Below are 24,088 nucleotides of genomic sequence, written 5' to 3' on the forward strand. Positions count from 1 at the left end.
CAGCCCGGAAGGTGCGCGGCGAAGCTGATGTCATAAAGTTGATGGCTTCAACAACAAGCCTGATCGCCCGCGGAGCGGGCCGCGCCTATGGCGACGCGGCACTGAATTCGCAGATGACGCTGCTGATGGAGGGCAGCGATCGCATTCTTTTTTTCGACGAAGAGACGGGGCGTCTGACATGCGAGGCGGGAGTACTTCTCGCCGACATCCTGAACGTCTTCGTACCGCAGGGCTGGTTTCCGCCTGTTACGCCGGGCACGCAATATGTGACTGTGGGAGGCATGATCGCCTCGGACGTCCATGGAAAGAATCATCATGGCGCGGGCAGTTTTGGTGAGTATGTCGAGTCCCTTGACCTCGCGGTCAGCGATGGACGAACGTTGCGTTGTGCGGATGATGAGAATACTGACCTATTCAATGCCACGATCGGCGGCATGGGGCTGACCGGCGTCATCCTGCGCGCGACCTTCCGCATGCTGCGCATTGAGACGGACCTGATTGTTCAGGAAACTATTCGGGCAAACAACCTGAGAGAAGCTTTCGACGTGCTAGAGAGCTCACTCTCAGCAACTTATTCGGTCGCATGGATCGATAGCTTGGCGCAGGGTGACAAGCTTGGCCGCTCGGTTGTGTTCACGGGAGAGCATCTAGCAGCAGCGGAATTGCCGAAGGATCGGGCATCTGTGCCATTTTCCGCCAAGCTTCCAAACGGGCGAAAAGTACCATTCGACTTTCCCGGGATGACTCTGAACAAATTTAGCGTATCAGCCTTCAATGCACTCTATGTCGGATCGCGCAGATTCGGGCGCTCGTTGATCAATTTCCAGCCTTACTTCTATCCTCTCGATAGTATCGCGGAATGGAACCGGATCTACGGGCGCGCGGGCTTCGTTCAGTATCAGGTGGCATTTCCGCGCGAGAGCAGTTTCGAAGGGATAAGCGCGATCCTTCGGACTGCCTCTGACTACGGACTGGGGTCATTTCTCTCCGTGTTGAAGCTCTGTGGCAGACAGCGGAATAGTCCACTTTCGTTTCCACGAGAGGGCTACACGCTGACTCTCGATTATCCCATTAGAGCAAGAACTTTCAGCATGCTCCTCGAACTTGATCGCATCGTTGATGATCACGAGGGGCGGATCTATCTGGCGAAGGATGCCAGGATGGGAGCCCGCATGCTGGAGCGTGGATATCCGCGGATCGCTGAATTTGCCGCTGTACGGCAACGGTTCGATCCAGATCGCAAAATGCGTTCCTTACTCTCTGACCGACTGGGCATCTAATGATGATCGCTTCGCCTGTTTTGATCGTGGGTGCCGCGTCCGACATCGGACGCGCGATTGCGGCGGAGTATGCCAAGGCGGGCGCTTCGCTCATTCTCGCCGCGCGAAATGTCAGCAGGCTAGAGCCCGACGTGAAGGATCTGTTCTATCGATATAAGGCGGACGCGCAGCTCATGGAGCTTGATATTCTTGACGAGGGGCAGCGCGAAGCACTGCTTGGAAAATTAACGGAGGTTCCCGGTACCGTCATTTCCGTTGCCGGCGTTCTTGGCGACGAAGTGGCCGCATGGAGCAGTGTCGCTGCTGCTAACCATATCATGCAAGTAAATTATGTTGCTCCGTCCCTATTGCTCGGGGCCTTGGCCAATCTCATGGCGGAGCGGCCAGGCGCGTGCATCATTGGAATTAGCTCGGTCGCGGGAGACCGGGGACGCAAGAAGAATTATACATATGGTTCCGCCAAGGCAGGTTTCACTGCGTTTTTGTCCGGTCTGCGTAATCGCTTCGGATCGAGCGGACTTCATGTGCTTACGGTCAAACCTGGATTTGTCGCCACCCGAATGACCGAGGGTATGGCACTTCCACCGTTTCTCACAGCGAGTCCGCAGCAGGTTGCCAGTTCCATCATCAGTGCCCACCGCAAGAAGAAGGACGTACTCTACGTGCTGGGTGTCTGGCGAGGGATCATGTTCATTATCCGGGCGATCCCGGAACGTATGTTTAAATCCATGGATATCTAAGAAGGATCGAGGGTGGAGATGTCTGAGTGAGGTCGTGACCGATATCTGGCACCGTCCTTGCTTAGTATTTGGTTCGACTCAGAAGATTTCGATTCCAACTGCCTTTCTATGCTTTCTACGACGCGCAGTATTGTGAAGTAGTGTCAGAGTAAGGGAGCATGCCGTGCTCGAATTGCATCGAAATTCGTTTCGTGTTGACCAAGAGATCAATCAGGCGCCGCCTTTTGGCGATCGAAGTCTGAGCCTGTCCGGCTTCCTGGCAATATTCCGCCGAAACCGCTGGTTGGTGATAGGCTGCCTCGTCCTCGCCTGGGGCATTGGTGGGACCGTCTATATGACGTCCCCAAAGCTATACACGTCGAAGGCGCGCATGATGCTGGATGCGACGAGGTCAAAGTTCCTGTCTTCGCAGCAAGCCAGCGCGCCCGACGGGGTTCTGGATGCCATGACCGTCGAGAGCCAGGTCGAGGTGGTGCGATCGGAAGGCGTTGCCATTGCTGTCGCCAAGAAATTAGATCTTGCCAACGATCCTGACTTTACTTCGCCGGGCGGGTCTCCAGTGGCGACTGTTATCCGGTTTGTTGTCGGCCTCTTCACGGAATCGTCCGATCCCAGCGAAAGCCGGGTTTCGCGTGCTGCGGTCGATAATCTGCTTGAGAATCTGACAGTCACTCGGGTTGGATTGACCTACGTCATCGAGATCAGCTTTCGTGCCCGCGATCCCAAGAAGGCTGCCATCATCGCCAATGCGTTTTCGGATGCATATATCGCAGGTCAACTGGAAGCAAAGTATAGCGAGGCGAAGAGAGCGGCCGACTGGTTGCGTGAACGAATTGCAGAGCTTCGGCAGGAGTCATTCGTTGCTGAAAGCGCCGTGCAGGATTTCAAATCGCAGAACAATATCGTCGACACCAAGCAGGGCCTCATTAGTGAACAGCAACTTGGCGAACTGAACACGCAATTCGTGCTCGTCCAAGGGCAGGTCGCGGAAGCCAAAGCACGACTGGATCGTGTGAACGTGGTCATGACCGAAGGTGTTACCAACGCCGCGGTCGCAGATACGTTGAAAAGTGAAGTTATCAACCGAATGCGCCAACAATATCTCGATATGCAGCAGCAAGAAGCACAATTGTCGAGAAAGTACGGACGCGAACACGGAGCCGCCGTCAACCTGCGAAACGTGATGACTGGCCTTGAGCGGTCGATGGCCGACGAAGTAAGCCGCGTTGCCGAGGCGAACAAAAGCGACTACCAAATTGCCCTGCTACGTCAGCAAGCGATCACTGCAAACGTAAATACCTTGATCAAAGGGGAAGCGCTGACGCGCAAGGCGCAGGTGACCCTACGCCAACTTGAAAGCACAGCGCTGAGCTATCGTGCGATTTTTGACTCGTTCCTCCAAAAGTATGTGCAGTCGAATCAGCAAACCTCGGTTCCTTCCACGGAAGCGCGCGTTATCACGATTGCGACGCCGCCAGAAAAGAAGAGCAATCCAAAGGGCGGCATCATTCTTGGTATCGCAAGTGCGCTTGGCTTGATGGCCGGTGCGGCGGCTGCGTTTGGACGCGAGGCACTCGATCGGACGTTCCGTTCGATTGAAAGTGTTGAGTCGACGTTGCGCGTTTCTTGTTTCGGAGCTTTGCCATTCGTAGCGGGGAGGAAGTTGCGCAGGTCGGGACCGAAGATACTAGGTTTGGGACAACCTAAGATCGATGCCCCGGCCCGTGACCTCGACCCAGGCGAGTCGATCGCGCGCTATGTTATCAATGATCCCTTCTCGCGCTTTGCTGAAACTCTTCGCACGATCAGGGTCGCTGCTGATCATGCCGGGTTGATCGGGAAGTCGAAGGTTATCGGCGTTGTTTCAGCGATGCCTGAAGAGGGTGCAACCACGATTGCTGCTAATCTCGCTCATTTGGTGGCGCATGCAGGCAATCATGTGTTGCTGATAGACGGCGGTCTGAGGGATGCTGGCCTGACGCGTGCGCTGGCTCCAACGGCGGCAACCGGACTACTGGATGCGATCGGACGTCCTGAAGATACCGATGAATTCTTCTGGCAGGATGCTGAAACGGGATTAAAATTCCTGCCAGCGATAACGCAGGAAAGGCCAATCCACACGGCGGAGAAACTCTCGTCGCTCGGGATGGATTTGTTGCTGAAGAAGGCCAAGGAGAACTTCGACTATATCATCATCGATTTGCCGCCGCTGACCAAAGCGGTCGATGCTAGGGCCATTAGCCCTCTGATCGAAAAGTTCGTCTTCGTTGTGGAGTGGAGAAAGACCTCCTACGACGAAGTCATTGGCGCCCTGTCTACGGCGCCAATGGTCTACGAAAAGATGCTCGGTGTTGTGCTCAATAAAGCGGCATCCTGAGAGTATCTTTTGAGATCATCGCATGAACTGAGCGTATTCGATTGCCCGCGAATCCGCGGTGCGCTGCTGCTCGTCGAAACCTTTCACCTCTGCGCTCAGGATTCCTAATAATATCAGTGCGTTATTTTGACTATCCTGCGCATAAGCATTCGTTAATCGTCTTTGGTCATCATCGATTAACCAATGTTGCCTGAAATCCTCCATTCCCAATAAAAAAGCACTGGTAGTTCAAAGGGGTTGGACGAGTCTGACCTGCCTTGGTACGGCATCTGCAGGCTATTGTTCAGAAATGCGTTTGCGTTCTTGCCAATAAGGCTGCCCTTTTGATGAATAAGTCCACGCCAGCCAATCCTAAGGGCGGTTTACGGATCACGCCTTCCTCGAATTGCGCGCGGCCTCGGCCTGTGTTGGCAGGGCTGGCATTTGTTTCTGTGCTCTTGGGAGGCTGTGCGGGCGGGGTGCTTCCGTCCAGCGGTCCTCCATCGGCTAGGGTCTTCAAGGAGTCGGTCGACACCGTAGGTAACCCCAATTCGACCGTCGGCTATGTGGTAGTTAACCTCCGCCCCGAGGTGGTTACGCATTTGAACTCTGAGGATGGCGGGCGCCTCTTCAGCAACATGAGGGGACGTGCGAAGACAAGTGTTGCGCTTGGAATCGGCGATGTAGTCAGCATCACAATTTATGAGGCGCAGCGCGGCGGCTTGTTCACGTCGACCGAGGGCAATGCCGCGCCTGGCAATGCCGTGGAGCTGCCACGTCAGCAGGTCGATCTGGCCGGAAACATCACCGTGCCTTATGCTGGCGCCATCAAGGCTGCGGGCCGGTCGCCGCAGGATGTGCAGCTTGAGATCAAGAGTAAGCTAAGCGGCCGTGCGATTGATCCTCAGGTCCTTGTTTCGGTCGCGGATCGAATCTCCAACAGCATCAGCGTTCTTGGCGAGGTGAATACGCCTGCTCGTATTCCGATCGAACCTGGTGGCATCCAGCTGCTGCCAGCGCTTGCCCGAGCGGGCGGCACAAAGGCGCCGGCGTTTGAAAGCATCATCTCGATTCAAAGAGATGGGAAGATCGACAGCGCGTTGCTCGTTGCTGTGAACGAGCGCCCGGATAACAATATTCAGCTTCGTCCTGGTGACGTCGTGACAGTTACGCGTCGTCCGCGCTACTTCTTGGCTTTCGGTGCTACCGGCCAGACAACGACTCTGGGTCCGCTGGATCGTCGCTTCCCATTCGATTCTTATCGTATGTCTCTCGGAGATGCTCTCGCCAAGGCGGGCGGTCTTCAGGATGACCGTGCACAGGCGGCAGCCGTATTTCTTTATCGATTTGAGTCGCGCCAAGCGCTTGAGCGCATGGGCGTAGACGTCAGCCTGCATCCCGGCCCGCTTGTCCCGACAGTGTATCGGGCAGACCTCGAAGATCCGTCCGGTTACTTTCTTATCTCAGATTTCATCATGCGTGATCGGGATATGATCTACGTCTCGAACGCGCCCTCTGTTGATTTCCTGAAGTTTATCACTCTTATCCGATCGGTCCCGCAGACCGTGTCCGACTACAGGGTGGCTGCGGAAGCTCGCTTCTGATTCCTTGAAATGGCGTGAGATGCGTTCGCTTATGCGTTAAAACACAGGTATCTACCGCGATTGCTAACAGGATTTTGCATCGCGGTATCGAATCTTCTGGACACCATCTGTGGTTCCGCTAGTTCGATAGTTGCCTTGCGAAATTTCACTTGGGACGCGTTCTATATGTTCCGCTAGCCGCGGCGAGAGCTGATATGAGCGTCATTATCATGCTGATGACAATCAATGGACTTGCCGGTTTTGCACTTGGTTTGCTTGGACGGGCCCGTATCGCAATCTTTGCGCTGCTCGGCTCCATGCTTTTCTCAGCAGTTGTACTCTTCGCCAACGTTGAAAGTCAGATTATCTGGAAGACGATTGTCTGCATGTTCATTGGACAGGCTGCGTTTCTTCTGGCGTCCACGTTAGTCTTTTTTTGGAGCATTAGGAGCCGTTTCTCCGAAACTCCCCCAGCGCAAGATGTGGCCATCAAGGAAACCAAGCGATGGGAGAAGAAGCCTGCCAGCAAGGTGCATTAGTTGTTAAAGACCGGTGGCGGACATGGAAGCTGGTTTTTGTTCAAGTGTTCGGTCAAGGCGGTCCTGTGGGGAATCGATTCTTTGGACAAGGGGTTTGTACGCGCGAGCAATACAGGCACTGCGTGCATTTTAATTTAGGCTGCATTTGACGCGCAGCACGTGAAATGGCGAAGGTTGGATTTGTACCAACGATTTTGAGTACTCGCCTTACGCGCTATCGGGCTGCCCCAGCCCCCGTCGCCGACTGGACCGCACGGCCATGGTGAAGTGAATTTCGCTAAATTATCGGAGTAGCAATCGTTAGCGGAAACACTACCAAGCCCGGCAGGCAGTGCGCAGCGGGAAATCCCAAAATCGGCCCATTTCCCCTGCAGACCGGCGCTAAGCCCACTCCGGTCCGGCCGCTCACCGAAGATCGAACCAAGTCCCCGCACACAGTCTCTCGAAAACGGGCATTTCTGTCGTATTAGCCGGAGACTTTCGGGTATTGGACAGCTTATGGGGCCGATTTCGCCAACCAGGGACTTTCTCGCTCACAAGAAACGCCGCCAAATACGTGCCTTTCTCGACATATTAATCCAATCGGCCGTTTGGCCGGACTGCCTGGCTGGGGCGGGAGGATTCGAACCTCCGCATGGGGGAATCAAAATCCCCTGCCTTACCACTTGGCGACGCCCCAAAGGCCAAGGCGATCAAAGGGCGGGCTGGGCCCGCGGATTGCTTTGGCTCCGCCGGTCTATAGAGAGAGCTCCGCAATTTCAACCACCTACCAGCGGTGTTCCCCGCTTCCGGATGCGACGGACTTTTGTGCAATTGCGGGTGTCGGCTTCTGCCGGTGCGCGTGAGCCCCTGACGCCCTGAATTTTCCGATTTTCGCGGTCGCATATTGGGTGATAGGGCCTGTGAGCTGGCCCTCGGCACGTTCCCGAAGCCTGTCCGCAGGCGCGGGCTCTCGCCTAACGCGCCAGAGAATGCTCGGAACGACCGTTCTAGAGTTGTATATGCGGGATGTGCTTGAGCGAGACCTCGTCGATGGCCTCGCCATACCCCGCATCCGCGTAGCGGATGACGCCGAGGCCCGTGTCGTTGTCGAGGCTCATGGCGAGTCGTTCTGCCGCGGCGGCCGTGCCGTCGGCGATCAGGGTGACCCCGGCGCTGGTCATATAGCCGGCATAACCTCCGCCGCCGGAGTGAACGGCGACGAGATCGGCCTGGGATGAACACAGCGCCATCGCGTCGAGCAGCGGCCAGTCGGCGATGGCATCTGAACCGTCGCGCATGTTCTCGGTCATGATGTTCGGATGCGCCATGCCGGCGGCGTCGAGATGATCGCGGGAGAAGGCGACCGGTCCCTTGAGCGTGCCATCGGCGACGAGTTCGTTCACGCCCAGCGCCAGTTCGCTGCGCTCGCCATGACCGAGCCAGGCAATGCGCGCCGGCAAGCCTTCGAAAGGCACGTATTGGCGCGCGAGCTTGATCCAGTTCGAGACGATCTGATTGTCGCCGAACAGGCGCAGCACGAGATCGTCGATGGCAGCGATATCCTTGGGGTCGCCCGACAGCGCCATCCAGCGGAACGGACCGATGGCGCGCGCAAATAGCGGGCGCAGATAGGCTTCCGTGAAAATGGGGATATCGAAGGCGTTGGCGAGGCCGCCTTCTCTGGCGTGGGTCCGAATGAGGTTGCCATTGTCGAACACCTCCGCGCCGCGCGACTGGAATGTCAGCATGGCGCGCACATGATCGACAATCGACGCGCGGCTCTCCTCCATCAACTGTTCGGGCGCCGTCTTACGCATGGCACGCGCCTCGTCGAGCGATCGGGTCCGAGGTACATAGCCGAACACCAGATCGTGGGCTGCGGTCTGGTCGGTCACCACATCGGGAACGATGCCGCGCCGGGCGATCTCCGGATAAATGTCGGCGGCATTGCCGACGAGACCGACCGACAGAGCGCGGCGTTCGGATTTGGCTGCCTCGATCATCGTGAGTGCCGTGTCGAGATCCGGCGCGATTACTTCGAGATAACCGATCTCCTTGCGCTTACGCGCGCGCTCCGGATCGATGTCGATGGTGAGGATCGCCGCACCGGCCATGCGCCCGGCGAGCGGCTGTGAGCCGCCCATGCCGCCGAGCCCGGCGGTGAGGATGAAGCGCCCGGCGAGGGTGCCGCCGAAGCGACGTTCGGCGATACGCATGAAGATCTCGTAGGTGCCCTGAATGACGCCCTGCGAGCCGATATACTGCCAGGCGCCGGCCGTGAGTCCGCCCCAGCAGATCAGGCCCTTGCGTTCGAGTTCGTAGAAGATCTCGGCCTTGGCCCATTGCCCGACAATGTTGCAATTCGCCATGATGACCAGCGGCGCCTTGGCGTGGGTGCGCAGCAGGCCGACCGGCTTGCCGGACTGAATGACCAGGGTTTGGTCTTCCTCCATGGTCGTCAGCGCCTGCACGATCGCCTTGTGTGCTGGCCAGTTACGGGCCGCGCGCCCCAGCGCCGCATAGACGACGAGGTTCGACGGATCCTCACCGACCGCGAGCACGTTTTCCAGAAGCCGCAACAGACCCTCTTGCCGCCAACCCTTGGCACGCAGCTTTGGGCCGCCAGGAATCGGAAAATCGGGGTGCCGTGGATTCGCTGATGTCATGACGGACTCCTGTCGTGTCTCAGGCCAGTGCGTAGCGTGCGATCTCGATGCCCATGGCGCGCTCGACGGAGGGATAGACCGCCGGATCCTTGACGCTGGAGGCAAGCGGAATGATCGTCTTCGGCACATGGAACAGATGCACGTTCATGCCGACTTCGAGATGGCCGACGCTCATCGGCTCGGCCTCGTCGGACAGTGTGGCGATGATGTCCGGGAAGGTCGCGAGACGATTGCCCGATGCATCGACGATTGCCATGTATTCGTTCATCACATGCAGCGTGATGGCGCGGTCGCCTTCGCCGATGGTCAGGGTGCCGATGTCGAAGGCTTCCGGTGTGTAGACCACATTCTTTGCGGTGATCTTGCCGCTGCCGAGGATGGAGCCGCCGGTGTCCTTGCAGATCGCGTCGATCACGGCAGTCGGTCCTTTGGACTCGGCGGCGAGGATGGCTTCGCCGAGGCGCAGCGCCAGCGAGATGCCGCCGAGAGCAGCGTTGTCGCGCACATAGGATGCGCGGACCGGGTTGCGGCAGGAGGCAATGAAACCGCCGGACATGTCGCCGGCCGTACGCAGGATCGGCGACACCTTCGCGGTAGCGCCGCGCACGGTGAGTTCGATGTAGCGGTTCTCGGCGCGGTTGCCGCCGGCGGCTGTCTGGATCATCGGTTCGGGCGAGCCGGCAAGGCCGATCGATCCCATGTCGCCGGTCGGATGCGCGCGCATGTCGCCGACGGCATCGACCACCTTGGTGCCGAGCAGTGCCGATGGTAGCCACGCATTCATGGTGGACGACTTGCCATTCTGGCCGATGATGAGGCCTTTCAGCGGTTCACCCAGCGCGTCCTGCAGCAGTTGTACCGCACGAACGTAATCCTTGCCCTGCATCTCCCAAGCGGTGGTCGACGCCGGCGCGCCGATCGCGGCTGCAGTGGCCACCCAGTCGTCGTCGTCGAGTTCGTCGATCGACACGAGTTCGGGCTTGCCGACGAGAATCGCGGCGCGGCCGAGCATACGCCCGTGATCCGCCCAGCCGCCGCCACCGGCAGCATAGACACCGCCGCCGCGCACGGCGGCTTCAATATCGCGTTCGGTCAGAATACGTCCCATCGGAATGTCTCCTCGGCAGATGTTCTTGTGTTCGATACGTGGTCGGTGATCGGAACGGCGGGCGTTACGCCACCGGCGGTCGCTCCGGGAGAAGCAGCGGCGGCCGCACGAATTGTCCGCTGCCGGGCTCGGCGAGAACCTTGCTGCCGTCGAAGGCAAGCTGGCCGCGCACGTAGGTCGCAGCCACGGTCCACGGCAGCGTGATGCCATTATAGGGCGACCAGCCGACCACGTTGTTGCCGCTCGCCGCGCCGTCATAGACGACGGGCCTCTCGACCAGCACGGTGATGTCGGCGTCGAGGCCGGGCGCTAGCGTGCCCTTGCGATCGTCGATGCGGAAGTGCCGCGCCGGATTGAACGACATCAGCTTCGCGGCGTGGGTCAGCGGCAGCTTGCGTTCGACGAGACCCTTTACCAGCAGCGGCACCATAGCTTCGAGGCCGGGGACGCCGGACGCGTTGGCGAGCATGTCCGGATTGACCTTGCGGTCCTCCGACCAGCTGACGTGATCGGTCGAGACCAGCGAGACGCGTCCGGCTGCAAGCTCTGCCCAGAGCGCCTCGACATCGGCACGCGGGCGCACCGGCGGATTGATCTTGGCCTTGCCGCCGAGTCGGGAGACATCGTTCTCCTCGTCGAGCACGAGATAGTGGATACAGCATTCCACGGTGGCGTGATGACCTTCGGAGCGATACCACGCAGCAATGTCATAACCACGTGCGACAGAACAATGCACCACATGGGCGGGACAACCGGTCTCGGCGCCGGTCTCATAGATCTGCAGCATCGCCAGGATTTCGGCGAGCGGCGGGCGCGACATCGCATGGGCGCGCCAGTCGGTGACGCCCTTGGCCTTCACCTTGGCGACGGCGTCGCGGATGAATTCGTCGTCCTCGTTGTGGACGCCGGCGGCGAGGCCGGTCGGCGCAATAGCGGTGAAACAATCGGCGAGCAGCGGCGCGGGGATGCGCGGAAAGCGCTTCGGGTCGGTGCCGAAGGTGGAGAACTTGAAGGCGGCGACACCGGCCTTGGCCTGTTCGGCGATGCGTACCGGACCTTCTTCGGGGTCGATGGTGCCATAGAGCGCGAAATCCACGCGCGCCTGTTTGCTCGCATGGGCAATCTTGCGCTCGACTGCAGCAGCCGAGCAGACCAGATCGCCTTCGTCATAGGGCATGTCGACGATGGTGGTCACGCCGCCGGCTGCAGCGGAGCGCGTCGACCAGACGAAGTCTTCCTGATTACGCTGCGACAGCGAGTGGACCTGTGCGTCTATGGCGCCAGGCAGGATCATCCCGGAACTGAAATCCTGCCGCTCGCGCGCGGCAGGCGGCGTGCCTTCGCCGACGGCAGCCACGCGCCCGTCGCGGACCGCGACCCAGCCGTTCTCGATGATGCTGTCGTGACCGATCACCTTGCCGGTGAGAACCAGATCGAAATCCATGTGCAACTCCACATTCGCCGCCGGCGAGCCGGCTTGTCGTGATGGCCCTGCTGGACCGTATGTCCTAGAGCCTGTGCTCCAGCCGCGCGATCAGCCGCACGATTGGTAACAGCAAGAGCAGATAGATGATGGCCGCGAGGATCAGCGGCGACGAGTTGTAAGTGAGCGAGCGCGCGAGATTGGCGGAATGCAGCAGCTCCGGCACCGAGATGACGCTGGCCAGCGTCGTGAGCTTCACCAGCTCGACCGTATTGGACAACAGATCCGGCAAAACGTTGCGGATAGCCTGTGGCAGCGTCACGTAAAGCAATGTCTGTGTGGCGGAGAGACCGGTCGACCGCGCGGCCTCGCGCTGGCCCTTCGGCACGCTAACCATGCCGGCGCGATAGATCTCGCCGTAGTAACTTGCCGAATTGATCAGGAAGGCGACGGCCACTGCTACCAGCGCGGGCACGCGCAGTCCAATGAAGGGCAAGCCTGCATAGACGAAGACCAGCAGCACCAGCGGCGGGAAGGCGCGGAAGAAATCGACGGCGGCGATCGCCGGCCAACGTAGCAAGCGATAGGGACTGGTGGTGAGCAACATCACGAGGATGCCGCTGACGAGGCCGATCGGGATCAGGAACGAGCACAGCAGAAGCGTCTGCAGCAAGCCCTGCAGCAGGAACGGCGCAACCTTCGCCATGACGTCGAGATTGAGGAATTCTTGGCCGAACTGCTCCATCAGTGCTCACCCCACCGATAGTTGCGTTCGAGCGTGCGGGAGGCGATCACGAGCGGGATGAACACCAACACATAGAGCAGGGCGCCCATGGTGAGCGGCGTCGCATTGGCGGACATCGACAGCGCGGAATTGGCGCGGCCAAGGATCTCGTTGACGCCGATGGCGCTGCCGAGCGCGAGGTTCTTGGTGATGGAGATGGCGCGATTGGTCAGCGGCGGAATGCCAAGGCGAACGGCCTGCGGCAGGATCACGTAACGCAAGGTTTGCGCGAAAGTCAGGCCGGTGGAACGTGCGGCCAGCCATTGGCCCTTGGGTACCGAGGTGATGCCGGCCCAGAAGATCTCCTCCGCGAATGCGGCGAGCACGGCACTAAGCGACATCCAGAGCACGATCAGGCTGGGCAGCACGATGCCGATATTGGGAAATCCGAAGAACAGGACCAGGATGATCGCCAATGGCGGCAGCGAGCGGAAGATATCGACGAACACGATGATGAAGAAGTTGACAGGCTTCCCGCCGATCGCCCGGAGCGCCGCGAGGCCGAAGCCGGCGCTGATACCGGTGATGACCACCGCGAGGCCGGCAAGGATGGTAATGCCGGCGCCCTGCAGGATCTCCCAGCCGTACTTCATCGCGATATCCGCATTGAAGAAGGTGAAGACGAAGCGGTCCCAGTTGCTCATCGCGTCGGCGGCGGTCATGACCTAGTGCCTGATCTGCGCGAGGAAACGTCTGGTGCGCTCTTCCTGGGGTCGCAGGAAAATGTTTTCGGCACTGCCATGCTCGATGACGAGACCGCCATCGAGGAACACGACCTTGTCGGCGGCTTCGCGGGCGAAATTCATCTCATGGCTGGCGATCACCATGGTGATGCCGCGGTCGCGCAGGTCCTTGACGACGGCGAGCACGCTGCCGACGAGTTCCGGATCCAGCGCCGAGGTCGGCTCGTCCATCAGGATGATCTTGGGATTGAGCGCGAGCGAACGCGCAATGCCGATGCGTTGCTGCTGGCCACCGGAGAGTTGCGCGGGATAGGACGCGGCCTTGTCGGGCAGACCCACCAGCGCCAGCATCTCCGCGGCACGGGCATTGGCGTCGGCGGTGCTCATGCCGACGACCTTGCGCAGGGCCAGCGTGATGTTCTTCTGCACGGTGAGGTGCGGATAGAGATTGAAGCTCTGGAACACCATGCCGATCTGTCGCCGTGCGGCATTGATATCGGTACGCGGCGACAGCAGGTCGACATTGTCCATGATGATGGAGCCGCCATCCGGCTCCTCCAGACGATTGCAACAGCGCAGCAAGGTACTCTTGCCCGAGCCGGATGGGCCGATCAGAAACACCAGCTTGCCCGGCTCGACCAAAAGATCGACGCTCTTCAGGACTTCGGTGGTGCCGAAGCTCTTCCGGACGCCGCGGGCTTCGAGCAGATAGCGGGGCACGGGCGCTGCTGCTGCCGAACTCATGAACAGGTCGGCTTCTGCTCGGTCGCGTCATAGCCGGCAACGCCCGGTGCGCCATAGCCGGGATAGATGGTGGTGGTCGCCGAACCGGCCTCGGGCTCGACACCGAACCACTTCACGTAGAGTTTCTTCAGCGTGCCGTCCTGCTTCATGCAGACGAGTGCGTCTTCGAGCTTATTGCGCAATTCGGTATTGCCGTTGCGCAGCGGCATGCTCCAGACGAGGCCCGTCTTGTAGAGAAAGGCATTCTTCAGCCGCGGATTGTTTTTCACGATCCAGGCGACGACGGTTGCGGCCGAGATGTTGGCGTCGGCACGGCCGGCGAGCACGGCCTGCGCCGCGTCGGTGCTGGTGGCGAAGGATTCCGACTTCCAGCCATATTTGGCGGCGTTGTCGTTGACCCATTTCTCGTAGATCGCGCCTTTCTGCACGGCGATGGTCTTGCCGGAGAGATCTTCGAGCTTGGTGATATCAGGCGCCGAGGCCAGCGTCATGAAGCGATAATCGGCGTCGACGAAGCCTTCCATGAATAACAACTGCTGCGCGCGCTCGGGCGTGACAGTGACCACAGCGGCGAGGAAGTCGTAGGTGCCGGCCTGAAGCGCCGGAAGGAGACCGGCGAATTGCGCGCCTTCCACCGTGATCGGGCGTTTGATGCGCTTCGACATCTCATCGACGACGTCGATATTGAAGCCTTCGAGGCCGCCCGACAGTTTGGGCATGGCATGCGGCGCGAAGGTCGAGTCGATCGCGGACTTCAGCGGTTCCTGAGTCTGAGCGAATGCGGGACTGGCAAGGGCCAGAAGCCCGGCGGCAAGGATCATTGCTTTCATCGAACACCTCCATTGGTGCGGCCAGGCCAAGCCGGCATCTGGCTCCGCGGTCCCTGTTATGAAGGCTAACGCAATTGCGCATCGGGGGGATATCCCATTTGATGGACATCCTATACGCTCTCGCTGCAGCGCGGAAAAATCGACTACAGACCCGGATGACTATGGAATGGACATTGCGACCTTGGTGATGACAGCCGTGGTGCTCCGTTGCGGCAATGTGCGTGAGGCCGCGCGTCAACTCGGACGCGCACCCAGTACGCTCTCGGCAGCGGTGAAACGGTTCGAACGATCCATTGCAGCGCCCCTGCTGAACCGCGCAGGCGCAGCCAGCTTTCTCACGCTCGAGGCGCGGCGCATGCTGAACGACATCGAGGCGGCATCTGATATCGCACGCGCGGTGATTGCGCCGCGTCTGGCCGCGGATGCTGCGCTTGCCTTTTGCGCCTCACGCGACATCAGCCTCACGGCCCTGCAACGCGTCGCGCTGGTGGCCGAGACCGGCAGTGTACGCCGTGCCGCACGCATCATTCGTCTCGGTCAGCCGCAGCTCGCGCGGCAGATTGCGCGGGTGGAAGATGAGCTCGGCCGCGTGCTGTTCGATCGATCGCGGGTCGGCGTCACGCCGACGACTGCTTGCCAGCTGCTTATCGCATCGCTCGGCGAACTTGAAAAAACCATGCAACGACTGTCACGGCGTGCGCGTGAGCGTTTTCGTTCGACCAATGCCACCATCAGGCTCGGGGCGGTGATGCCGCTCGGCCATGAAAGCAATGTCGCGCGGCTGCTGGCCTTTCTCGTCGCAGCCTGGCAGCGGGATCGGCCGACGCAGCCGCTGTTTGTTACCAATGGTACGGCAGAGGATCTGCTCACCGGCCTGAAGGACAAGCGCTGCGACGTCGCGCTGATCGATAGCGACACGATCCCCGCCGATGTCTCGTCCCGCGCGCTGGTGCGATCGAAACTTGTGGTCGTCGGCGCGCGCGAGGTGCTGGGCGACCAACCCGATGTCATGCGGGTGCTTCGCCAGCAACCGCTTGCGCTACCCAGCCGACGCACTGGCCTCGGGCAGGCCGCGCACAGACTGCTCGCGCAATTGCTGCCTCAGGCAGAGATCGATGCGTTGGCCATCACGGAAATCGACTCGATCCCGATCATCGCCAACCTGATGCTGGATTTCGGCTTCGTATCAGTACTCCCCGAAAGCGCGCTCGTCTCGTTCGATGCGCGCCTCGTGGCGCTGCCGGTTGATCCCGGACTTGAGCTTATCCTGTCGCTGGTCTGGGTGCAGACCGAAGGTGCACGGCGCGGCGCCCGCTCCATTCTTGCTGCCTTGCGCAACTATGCGCCGGCAACGCCAGCAGCCGCCATGATGGTCAACAGCGATTGATTTGAATGAGCGTGGCTACCCGCTGTCGATAATTATGAATTATAATTCTTGATCTTTTCCAATTTCGTGCATTATGATGCAGAGATGTGAGCGCGGGTGGAGGGCAATGCTCCCACCTGGCGTCAATCTGCATTGTTAGGCCGGATCAACCGGTCATCAATTATTCCGAGGGGAGACGAGCCGATGACCACCAAGGGGTTTCTGCGTCCGGTGACGCGGCGCGCCATGCTGTCCGGGACCGCCGGTGCAGCAACATTCATTGCGACGTCGCCGCTTCATAGCCCGGCCATCGCGCAGAACGCGCCATTGAAGGTGGGGATGATGCTTCCCTACACCGGGACCTATGCGAAGCTTGGCCAGTTCATCGATGACGGCTTCCGTCTTTATGTCGAACAGAAGGGCGGCAAGCTCGGCGGGCGCGACATTGCGTTCGTGCAGGTGGACGATGAATCAAAGCCGGAAGCCGCCACCGACAACATGAACCGGCTGGTCGGCCGCGAGAAGGCTGACGTCGTTGTTGGCACCGTTCATTCCGGCGTGGCCATGGCCATGGTCAAGGTCGCGCGCGACACCAAGACACTGCTGATCATTCCGAATGCCGGCGCCAATGATGCGACTGGTCCTGCTTGCGCGCCGAACATCTTCCGCACGTCGTTCTCGAACTGGCAGAGTACCTACCCGATGGGCAAGGTGATGGCCGATGCCGGTATCAAGAACGTGGTCACGATCACATGGCGTTATACGGCCGGTGCCGAGATGATCGGCGCCTTCGCTGAAAACTTCACCAAGAACGGCGGCAAGATTGTCGCGGACCTGACAGTGCCATTTCCGGAGGTAGAATTTCAGGCGCTGATCACGCAGATCGCGCAGCTGAAGCCCGATGCCGTGTTCAGCTTCTTTGCAGGCGGTGGCGCAGTGAAGTTCGTCAAGGACTATGCGGCGGCGGGCCTGAACAAGACCATTCCGCTTTATGGCGCAGGCTTTCTGACCGACGGCACCATCGAAGCGCAGGGCGAAGCCGCCAAGGGCATAAGAACGACGCTGCATTACGCGGACAATCTCGATAATCCCGCCAATCTTGCCTTCCTCAAAGCGTTCAAGGCCAAGACGGGCAAGGACGGCGATATCTACGCCGTACAGGGCTACGATGGCGCGGCGCTGCTGGATATCGGGCTGACGGCCGTCGGCGGCGACTTCAATGCGCGCGACAAGATGATCGCGGCGATGGGGGCTGCGAAGATCAACAGTCCGCGCGGACCGCTGTCCTTCAACAAGGCGCATAACCCGATCCAGAACATCTACCTGCGCGAGGTCCGCAACGGGCGTAACGAGATGATCTCGATCGCCCAGGCTGATGTCGACGATCCCGCGCGGGGCTGCAAGATGACCTGAAGCATCGTTGCGCGGTCTGTCGATGGAGATCGAATCGTCGAATCCTGTTGCGCGCAATACCGTCCGTGAGGGAGGTGTCGCTGCGCAGCGAGGTATGGCCTCATGCTTGATTGCGCCGGCGACTGAAGGTGGCCCGCCGTGGTTGGATTGATCTGATGGACCTCATCACACTAGGCGTTCAGTTGCTGAATGCGGTTCAGTATGGCGCAGTCCTGTTCCTTGTCGCGAGCGGGCTGACCCTGGTGTTCGGCATCCTGGGGGTCATCAATCTCGCCCATGGCGCGTTCTATATGCTCGGCGCCTATCTGGCTTACTGGATCACGTTGATGACCGGCAGTTTTGTTGTCGCCCTGCTTGGCGGCGTGCTGGTTGCCTTCATCGCCGGTATTCTGCTTGAGACCGTCTTCGTTCGTCTTCTCTATGGCCGCGATCATCTGGCACAGGTGCTGCTCAGCTTCGGTCTCATTCTGGTCATCGACGAAATCAGGCAGTTGCTGTTCGGCAAGGACGTGCATGCGGTCGCCCCGCCGGCGTGGTTGTCGGGGTCGATCCAGCTGACCGACAACCTGTCCTATCCGGTTTACCGGCTGGCGATCTGTGTATTCTGCCTGATGGCGGCACTCGTCATCTTCTTCGTGATCGCGCGCACCAAGATCGGCATGATCGTGCGGGCGGGTTCGGAAAACCGCGAGATGGCGCGTGTACTTGGCATCAAGTTCGACCGGGTCAATCGCTACGTCTTCGCCGCCGGCATCGCGCTGGCGGCGCTCGGCGGCATCCTGATCGCGCCGATCTCGACAGTGTTTCCCGGCATGGGCGATGGCATGCTGATCCTGTCTTTTGTCGTGGTCGTGCTCGGCGGCATCGGTTCGGTCGCTGGCGCAGCCGTCGGCGCACTGCTGATCGGCCTCACGGATACGTTCGGAAAGGTGTTCTTTCCCAGTGTGTCCAGCATTCTGATCTATGTGGTGATGGCAGCCGTGTTGCTGTGGCGGCCCAGCGGAATTCTCGGACGCCAGGATGCTTGATATGAGCATGCCCAATCTGCGGGTCCGATTGTTCGGCATCGCCTGTCTGGTTATGGCGATTGCGCTGCCATTCTGTGTATCGACCTATTACACGCAATTCCTTGCTAAGGCGCTCATCATGGGCATGCTGGCCATGTCACTGAATCTCGTGGTCGGCCATGGCGGTCTGGTGAGCCTGTGTCATGCGGCCTTTTTCGGCCTCGCCGGCTACGTGCTTGCGCTGTTGTCGCCTCGTTATGATGCGGCGTCGCTGTTAACGACGCTTCCGATTGCGATCCTGTGCTCCGGCACCGCAGCCTTGCTGATTGGCGCGCTGGTGCTGCGCACCCGCGGCGTCTATTTCATCATGGTGACGCTTGCCTTCGGCGAGATGCTATTCTTCTTCTTTCACGATACCAAATTCGCGGGTGGATCGGATGGCATCTCCGTCAACATCCGGCCCGAGATCGCCATTGCCGGCCGTCAATTGCTCGATCTCGACAAGCCCATGACTTTCTACTTTGTCGTGCTGGGCTTCCTGGTGGGCGTGATCGCTCTGCTCACAATGGTGGTCCGCTCACCTTTCGGACGGGCGCTGGCGGCAGCCCGGGACAATGAGCGCCGGGCGCGGTCGCTCGGCTTTCCGATCTTCCGCCTCCGCCTGACGGCGTTCACCCTGTCCGGCGCGCTGGCGGGCGTTGCCGGTTATCTGGCCGCGGCCCAGTTCGGCTTCGTCGCGCCGCAGATGCTGGGATGGCACCAGTCGGCGACAATCCTGGTCATGGTGCTGATCGGTGGCCTGCGCTCGGTCACCGGGCCGCTGGTCGGTGCGCTGGTTCTGATCGGCATGGAAGAAGTGCTGAAGGCGCATCTCGACAACTGGAAGCTTGTCGAAGGCCTGATCATCATCGGCATCGTTATCCTGCTGCCCAATGGCGTCCGGCAGATCTGGTCGATGGTGTTTGGCGCGTCGCCGCAACGCGCGGCTGAGATCAAGCCTGCAGCCGCGGAAGCCCGTCATGCATGACATTGCGCTGCGTGCCGCTGGATTGCAGAAGCGTTTCGGGGGCCTGCTGGCCGTCTCCGATGTGTCGATCGACATCCGCGTTGGCGAGATCCATGCGGTGATCGGCCCGAACGGTGCCGGAAAATCCACACTGATCAATCTGCTGGCCGGCGAACTTCTGCCAACCTCGGGTGAGGTCCTGCTGAATGGCGCGGATATTACGTCGTTATCGCCGGACCGCCGCGCGCGTGCTGGCCTCGGCCGCGCCTATCAGAAGACGACGTTGTTTGCGCAGTTCAGCGTGCATGAGAATGTGCGTCTTGCGGCGCAGGCCCGTTCAACCGCGCCGCTCCGGATGTTTGGCGGCACGCGGTGCGACCGGCCATATCTCCAGTTGGTCACCGATGCGATCGACCGGGTCGGGTTGTCCGCACGGTCGCAGATCGTTGCCGATAAACTCAGTCACGGCGAACAGCGTCAGCTCGAAATCGCGATGGTGCTGGCGACCAATCCGCAGGTCATTCTGCTCGACGAGCCACTGGCCGGCATGGGACCGTCGGAAGCGCGGGGCATCATCGGATTGATCGCGTCGCTGAAGGCCGACCGTGCGTTGCTTGTGGTGGAGCACGACATGGATGCGGTGTTCGAGCTTGCAGACCGCTTGACGGTAATGCAGGACGGCCGTGTCGTCGCCACAGGTTCGCCGCAGGACGTGCGCGTGGATCCCGGCGTGCGCGCCGCCTATCTCGGGGCTGATGGAGGCATCGCGTAATGGCCTTGCTCGAGGTGGAAAAGCTCGATGCGTTTTACGGCGTCAGCCAGATTCTGCACGGCATCGATCTAACCTTCGCGCCGGGCGAGCAGGTCGCGCTGATCGGCCGCAACGGCATGGGCAAGACCACGCTGCTGCGTTCGCTGATGGGATTGATGCCGCTTTGTCGCGGCAGTTTGCGCTTCCACGGCCATGATATCCGCAATGCAGCGCCTGAAACGATCGCGCGGTCCGGAATGGCGCTGGTGCCCGAAGGCAGGGGCATTTTCGGCTCGCTGTCGGTGACCGAAAATCTGGTGATGGCTGCGCGACCAGGCAATCATGGTCGTCAATCCTGGACCCTGCCGAAAATCTTCGAGCTGTTTCCGCGTCTGCATGAACGCCGCAACAATGGAGGGCATCAACTATCGGGAGGTGAGCAGCAGATGCTGACCATCGGTCGCGCGCTGATGACCAATCCCGATATGATCATGATCGATGAGGCCACGGAAGGTTTGGCGCCGCTGGTGGCGCAGTCGATCTGGCAGACGCTGGCGATCGTTCGGAGCGAGGGCATCGCGACCATCGTCGTCGACAAGGATTTCCGGAGTCTGGCAAAAGTCGCCGACCGAATGGTAATCCTGTCGAAGGGCTGCGTGGTGTTCGACGGAAAGCCGGCGGCATTGGCTGCGCAGCCGGACGTGCTGGAGCGCCATCTCGGCGTTTGAGCGATCAGGCCACGACGACGGTCAACGCATCGTCATTGGCCGCAATAATATTGTCGGAAAGCGGCTCCGGCCATTGCACCACCAGACGGCCGAACAGATCGTTGAGTTCTTCCCGTTCAATGGCGTCGTAAAAACAGGGCGTCGTTGCGCGCGCGATGAAGCTGTGCAGCAGGTGCGCGGCGTCGTAGTCATAGACGATGTCGCCGGGAACGCTTCCCGGCTTGCGCAGCAGGAAGGTTCGCAGGCTTGTCAGGCGTGCCTGCCCGCCGTCTGTTGCGGCAAAGGAGAGCACGGCTGTCCGATGCGCAATGCGTGGGCCGTCCTGCATCCGGTCATACATCGGCAGCGCATTGGCGCTGATAACATCGGTGAGATCGCGGAAATCGTTTGAGACGTCTTCGGAATGCAGGGTGTTGCGGATCGCCATGACACCGACGGGATCGAAGCCGCGTGCTTGCAGAAGCTCGCCCAGTGTCACGACGCAGCGCTTCTCAGCCCGAAAGCCTGGGCATTGGTGTTCAACACGCGCGACACCGCGCCGACCAGTTGCGCGGCAGCCTTGTCCTTGCTGAGGCCGGCCGTATCGACAATGGCGGATGCACGGGAATAGAGCGGTTCGCGGCTCAGCAGGATCGTGCGCAATTCCTGCATGGCGGAGCGGTCGTCGGCCATCGGGCGCAAGTCACCCTGGCGGCGGACGCGTGCCATATGTTCTTCGGGCTTGGCCTTGAGCCAGATCGTGTAGAACGATGACAGCACGCGATCGAAGGTCACGGGTTCCGAGACAATGCCGCCGCCGGTCGCAAGGACGATGGGCTCCTTGCGCCCCAGCAGGCCGTTCAGCGCGGCCTGTTCCATACGGCGAAAGCCCTCCTGTCCATAGAGCGCGATGATCTCGGCGACCGATAGTCCGTTGTGCTGCTCGATCTCCTTGTTGAGTTCGACGAAGCTCCAGCCGATCTTGTCCGCCAGCAATTTCCCGAGCGTCGATTTTCCGGCGCCGCGCAGCCCGATCAGGGCGATGCCGCTGAATGACATATAATTCTGGAACGGACCGTGTCCGCGTCCGGCGAGAACATCCTTGGCCTGGGCGATCTGGTTCGGTGTCGCGTTGCGAACGAGGTCGCGAATGACCGGCCAGTCCGTCGTGGGTTCGTCCGCCGGAATCAGATCTTCGAGATGGGCACCCATGGCGCCGGACACCCGGCGCAGCAGCACGATAGACACGTTGCCCTTGCCGCTTTCCAATTGCGCGATGTAGCGCTCCGAAATCCCGGACACTTTTGCCAGCACCTTTCGCGACATGCCGCGCAGGCCGCGCATGGTGCGGACACGCTGGCCGAGCTGTTCAAGAAAGGCGGTTTCGGGATCGGCCTGGTCGGTCATGGGGCGTGCGTGCTCGCAGAGGATTTCAGGAAAGATAATTCCGGATGCGATTGACAGCAACCGGAGTTGGTGACTTTATATGAATTATAATTCAAAAAAGACGATAGGGAGAGCACCGTGAACAACGGTTGTGGAATCGCCCAAGGTGCAAACGCATCATGAGTGGGCCGTCCAATTCTTACAATGCGGTGACCTGGCTTCTCGACCGCAACATCGATGAGGGCCGTGGCAGCAAGCTCGCCTTCACCGATACCGTGACCGAACTGACCTATGGCGACCTGCAGACAAAAAGCTGCCAACTGGCCAATTTGCTGAAGCGGCTCGGCGTCCGGCGAGAAGAACGCGTCGCGATGATCATGCTCGACACGGTCGACTTTCCGGTGGCGTTCCTCGGCGCGATCCGGGCCGGCATCGTCCCGGTGCCGCTCAACACTCTGCTGACCTCGGAGCAATACGCCTATGTGCTGGCCGATTGCCGGGCGCGCGTGTTGTTCATTTCCGCGACGCTTTTGCCGGCAGTTGACGACATGCTTGGTCGTTTGCCGGATCTTGAGCATGTGATTGTGGTCGGTGGCGCTGGCAATGGCCGCAAGTGTCTGGCCGATGAAGTCAGGGATGAGAGCACAAGCTTCACGACGGTCGCGACCCATGCGGACGAGCCGGCCTTCTGGTTGTATTCATCCGGATCCACCGGCATGCCGAAAGGCGTTCGCCATCTGCATGCCAGTCTGGAAGCAACGGCGACCACCTATGGCAAGCAGGTTCTCGGCATCCGCGAGGACGATGTCGGACTGTCTGCGGCCAAATTGTTCTTCGCCTACGGTCTCGGCAACGCCATGACATTTCCCATGTCGGTTGGCGCCACGACGGTGCTCAATCCGGAGCGACCCACGCCGGCCACCATATTCGGCCTGATGCGCCGATATCAGCCGAGCATCTTTTTCGGGGTGCCGACATTGTTCGCGGCGATGCTGAACGATGAGGGGTTCAAAACGGAAGTTCGCCTCCCGCGCCTGCGCATTTGTACCTCGGCCGGCGAGGCGCTTCCGGAGCCGGTGGGGAATGGCTGGAAGAGCCGCTTCGGCGTCGATATTCTCGATGGCGTTGGCTCAACCGAGCTGCTGCATATCTTTCTGTCGAATGCTCCCGGCGATATCAAATACGGCACGTCCGGTCGGCCGGTGCCAGGCTATCGTGTGCGGCTCGTCGATGATGCGGGCCTCGATATCGCTGATGGAGAAATCGGCGAGTTGCTCGTCGATGCGCCGTCCGCCGGCGAGGGATACTGGAATCAACGCAGCAAGAGTCGGCGCACCTTTGAAGGTCATTGGACGCGTACCGGCGACAAATATGTCCGCGATGCCGACGGGCGCTATACGTTCTGCGGACGTGCCGATGACATGTTCAAGGTGTCCGGCATCTGGGTCTCCCCGTTCGAGGTCGAGAGCGCGCTGATCGCACATCCCGCCGTATCCGAAGCGGCGGTCGTGCCGGAGGCCGACGCCGAGGGGCTGTTGAAGCCGAAGGCCTTCGTGGTGCTGAAACCGAATGCCGTGCTTGAGGGCCTGCGCGAATCCTTGAAGGATCACGTCAAGCAACGGATCGGTCCGTGGAAATATCCACGCTGGATCGAGGTTGTCGATTCCCTTCCCAAAACAGCCACCGGAAAAATCCAGCGCTACAAATTGCGCGATGGAGCGGCGGTCTGAAACC

The 24,088-nt window shown here is 60.2% G+C and carries 21 protein-coding genes and 1 tRNA gene; 12 read left to right on the plus strand and 10 right to left on the minus strand.

All coding sequences use genetic code 11. The features are described 5' to 3' along the window. Window positions 1–11 precede the first annotated feature (11 nt). The 5 genes from A4A58_RS18315 (at window position 12) to A4A58_RS18340 (ending at window position 6,498) form a co-directional block, all read left to right on the plus strand. A complete protein-coding gene (locus A4A58_RS18315) occupies window positions 12–1,280 on the plus strand; it encodes an FAD-binding oxidoreductase (protein WP_204378186.1) in 1,269 nt (422 codons plus the stop codon). 2 nt (window positions 1,281–1,282) lie between these two features. Next, entirely contained in the window at window positions 1,283–2,020 is a 738-nt protein-coding gene (locus A4A58_RS18320; RefSeq protein ID WP_068735349.1) for an SDR family oxidoreductase, read from the plus strand. A 163-nt stretch (window positions 2,021–2,183) separates the two neighbouring features. Continuing rightward, window positions 2,184–4,397 (plus strand): AAA family ATPase, encoded by a 2,214-nt coding sequence (locus tag A4A58_RS18325; protein WP_068734688.1) that lies wholly within the window; start codon window positions 2,184–2,186, stop codon window positions 4,395–4,397. A 326-nt stretch (window positions 4,398–4,723) separates the two neighbouring features. Further along, window positions 4,724–5,980, plus strand: coding sequence for a polysaccharide biosynthesis/export family protein (locus A4A58_RS18335; protein WP_081421945.1), 1,257 nt, complete (start codon window positions 4,724–4,726; stop codon window positions 5,978–5,980). 194 nt (window positions 5,981–6,174) lie between these two features. Continuing rightward, window positions 6,175–6,498, plus strand: coding sequence for a hypothetical protein (locus A4A58_RS18340; RefSeq protein WP_068734694.1), 324 nt, complete (start codon window positions 6,175–6,177; stop codon window positions 6,496–6,498). A 604-nt stretch (window positions 6,499–7,102) separates the two neighbouring features. On the opposite strand, the gene A4A58_RS18345 is transcribed toward A4A58_RS18340, so the two are convergent. From A4A58_RS18345 to A4A58_RS18380, 8 genes are all read right to left on the minus strand, one after another. Then, a tRNA-Gln gene (locus A4A58_RS18345) sits at window positions 7,103–7,177 on the minus strand. 310 nt (window positions 7,178–7,487) lie between these two features. Continuing rightward, on the minus strand, window positions 7,488–9,146 hold the full coding sequence (locus A4A58_RS18350) for a urocanate hydratase (protein ID WP_068734695.1): 1,659 nt from the start codon (window positions 9,144–9,146) through the stop codon (window positions 7,488–7,490). A gap of 19 nt (window positions 9,147–9,165) precedes the next feature. Next, complete coding sequence (locus tag A4A58_RS18355; RefSeq protein WP_068734697.1) at window positions 9,166–10,254, minus strand: DUF917 domain-containing protein; 1,089 nt, start codon at window positions 10,252–10,254, stop codon at window positions 9,166–9,168. Between the two features lie 64 nt (window positions 10,255–10,318). Next, on the minus strand, window positions 10,319–11,698 hold the full coding sequence (locus A4A58_RS18360; RefSeq protein ID WP_068734699.1) for a dihydroorotase: 1,380 nt from the start codon (window positions 11,696–11,698) through the stop codon (window positions 10,319–10,321). Between the two features lie 64 nt (window positions 11,699–11,762). Then, window positions 11,763–12,422 carry an amino acid ABC transporter permease gene (locus tag A4A58_RS18365; protein WP_068734701.1) on the minus strand — a complete coding sequence of 220 codons (660 nt, stop codon included), beginning with the start codon at window positions 12,420–12,422 and terminating at the stop codon, window positions 11,763–11,765. Then, complete coding sequence (locus A4A58_RS18370; protein ID WP_204378187.1) at window positions 12,422–13,123, minus strand: amino acid ABC transporter permease; 702 nt, start codon at window positions 13,121–13,123, stop codon at window positions 12,422–12,424. Before A4A58_RS18370 ends, A4A58_RS18365 begins: the two co-directional genes overlap by 1 nt. A gap of 3 nt (window positions 13,124–13,126) precedes the next feature. After that, window positions 13,127–13,888 (minus strand): amino acid ABC transporter ATP-binding protein, encoded by a 762-nt coding sequence (locus tag A4A58_RS18375; RefSeq protein ID WP_068734702.1) that lies wholly within the window; start codon window positions 13,886–13,888, stop codon window positions 13,127–13,129. Then, the gene (locus tag A4A58_RS18380) at window positions 13,885–14,718 is read right to left on the minus strand and encodes a transporter substrate-binding domain-containing protein (protein WP_204378188.1); all 834 of its coding nucleotides are present in this window, start codon (window positions 14,716–14,718) and stop codon (window positions 13,885–13,887) included. The genes A4A58_RS18375 and A4A58_RS18380 overlap by 4 nt, the downstream gene beginning before the upstream one ends. A 166-nt stretch (window positions 14,719–14,884) precedes the next feature. Here A4A58_RS18380 and A4A58_RS18385 point away from each other — a divergent pair, with 166 nt between their 5' ends. From A4A58_RS18385 to A4A58_RS18410, 6 genes are all read left to right on the plus strand, one after another. Then, window positions 14,885–16,105 carry a LysR family transcriptional regulator gene (locus A4A58_RS18385; protein WP_068734705.1) on the plus strand — a complete coding sequence of 407 codons (1,221 nt, stop codon included), beginning with the start codon at window positions 14,885–14,887 and terminating at the stop codon, window positions 16,103–16,105. 183 nt (window positions 16,106–16,288) lie between these two features. Continuing rightward, complete coding sequence (locus A4A58_RS18390; RefSeq protein WP_068734706.1) at window positions 16,289–17,497, plus strand: ABC transporter substrate-binding protein; 1,209 nt, start codon at window positions 16,289–16,291, stop codon at window positions 17,495–17,497. Window positions 17,498–17,652: 155 nt separating this feature from the next. Next, window positions 17,653–18,525 carry a branched-chain amino acid ABC transporter permease gene (locus A4A58_RS18395; RefSeq protein ID WP_068734708.1) on the plus strand — a complete coding sequence of 291 codons (873 nt, stop codon included), beginning with the start codon at window positions 17,653–17,655 and terminating at the stop codon, window positions 18,523–18,525. A 1-nt stretch (window position 18,526) separates the two neighbouring features. Then, entirely contained in the window at window positions 18,527–19,531 is a 1,005-nt protein-coding gene (locus A4A58_RS18400; RefSeq protein WP_068734710.1) for a branched-chain amino acid ABC transporter permease, read from the plus strand. After that, window positions 19,524–20,282 carry an ABC transporter ATP-binding protein gene (locus A4A58_RS18405; RefSeq protein ID WP_068734712.1) on the plus strand — a complete coding sequence of 253 codons (759 nt, stop codon included), beginning with the start codon at window positions 19,524–19,526 and terminating at the stop codon, window positions 20,280–20,282. Before A4A58_RS18400 ends, A4A58_RS18405 begins: the two co-directional genes overlap by 8 nt. Then, a complete protein-coding gene (locus tag A4A58_RS18410; RefSeq protein WP_068734716.1) occupies window positions 20,282–20,989 on the plus strand; it encodes an ABC transporter ATP-binding protein in 708 nt (235 codons plus the stop codon). Before A4A58_RS18405 ends, A4A58_RS18410 begins: the two co-directional genes overlap by 1 nt. Before the next feature lie 4 nt (window positions 20,990–20,993). Here the strand turns inward: A4A58_RS18410 and A4A58_RS18415 are convergent, their stop codons facing one another. Both A4A58_RS18415 and A4A58_RS18420 read right to left on the minus strand, forming a co-directional pair. Then, on the minus strand, window positions 20,994–21,416 hold the full coding sequence (locus tag A4A58_RS18415; protein ID WP_244499800.1) for a hypothetical protein: 423 nt from the start codon (window positions 21,414–21,416) through the stop codon (window positions 20,994–20,996). A 47-nt stretch (window positions 21,417–21,463) separates the two neighbouring features. Further along, window positions 21,464–22,375, minus strand: a complete 912-nt coding sequence (locus tag A4A58_RS18420; protein ID WP_068734719.1) for a helix-turn-helix transcriptional regulator — start codon at window positions 22,373–22,375, stop codon at window positions 21,464–21,466. Window positions 22,376–22,533: 158 nt separating this feature from the next. Here A4A58_RS18420 and A4A58_RS18425 point away from each other — a divergent pair, with 158 nt between their 5' ends. Then, window positions 22,534–24,084 (plus strand): benzoate-CoA ligase family protein, encoded by a 1,551-nt coding sequence (locus A4A58_RS18425; protein ID WP_068734721.1) that lies wholly within the window; start codon window positions 22,534–22,536, stop codon window positions 24,082–24,084. Window positions 24,085–24,088: the final 4 nt, after the last annotated feature.

The sequence above is a fragment of the Tardiphaga robiniae genome (assembly GCF_001618955.1).
Lineage (GTDB): Bacteria > Pseudomonadota > Alphaproteobacteria > Rhizobiales > Xanthobacteraceae > Tardiphaga > Tardiphaga robiniae_A.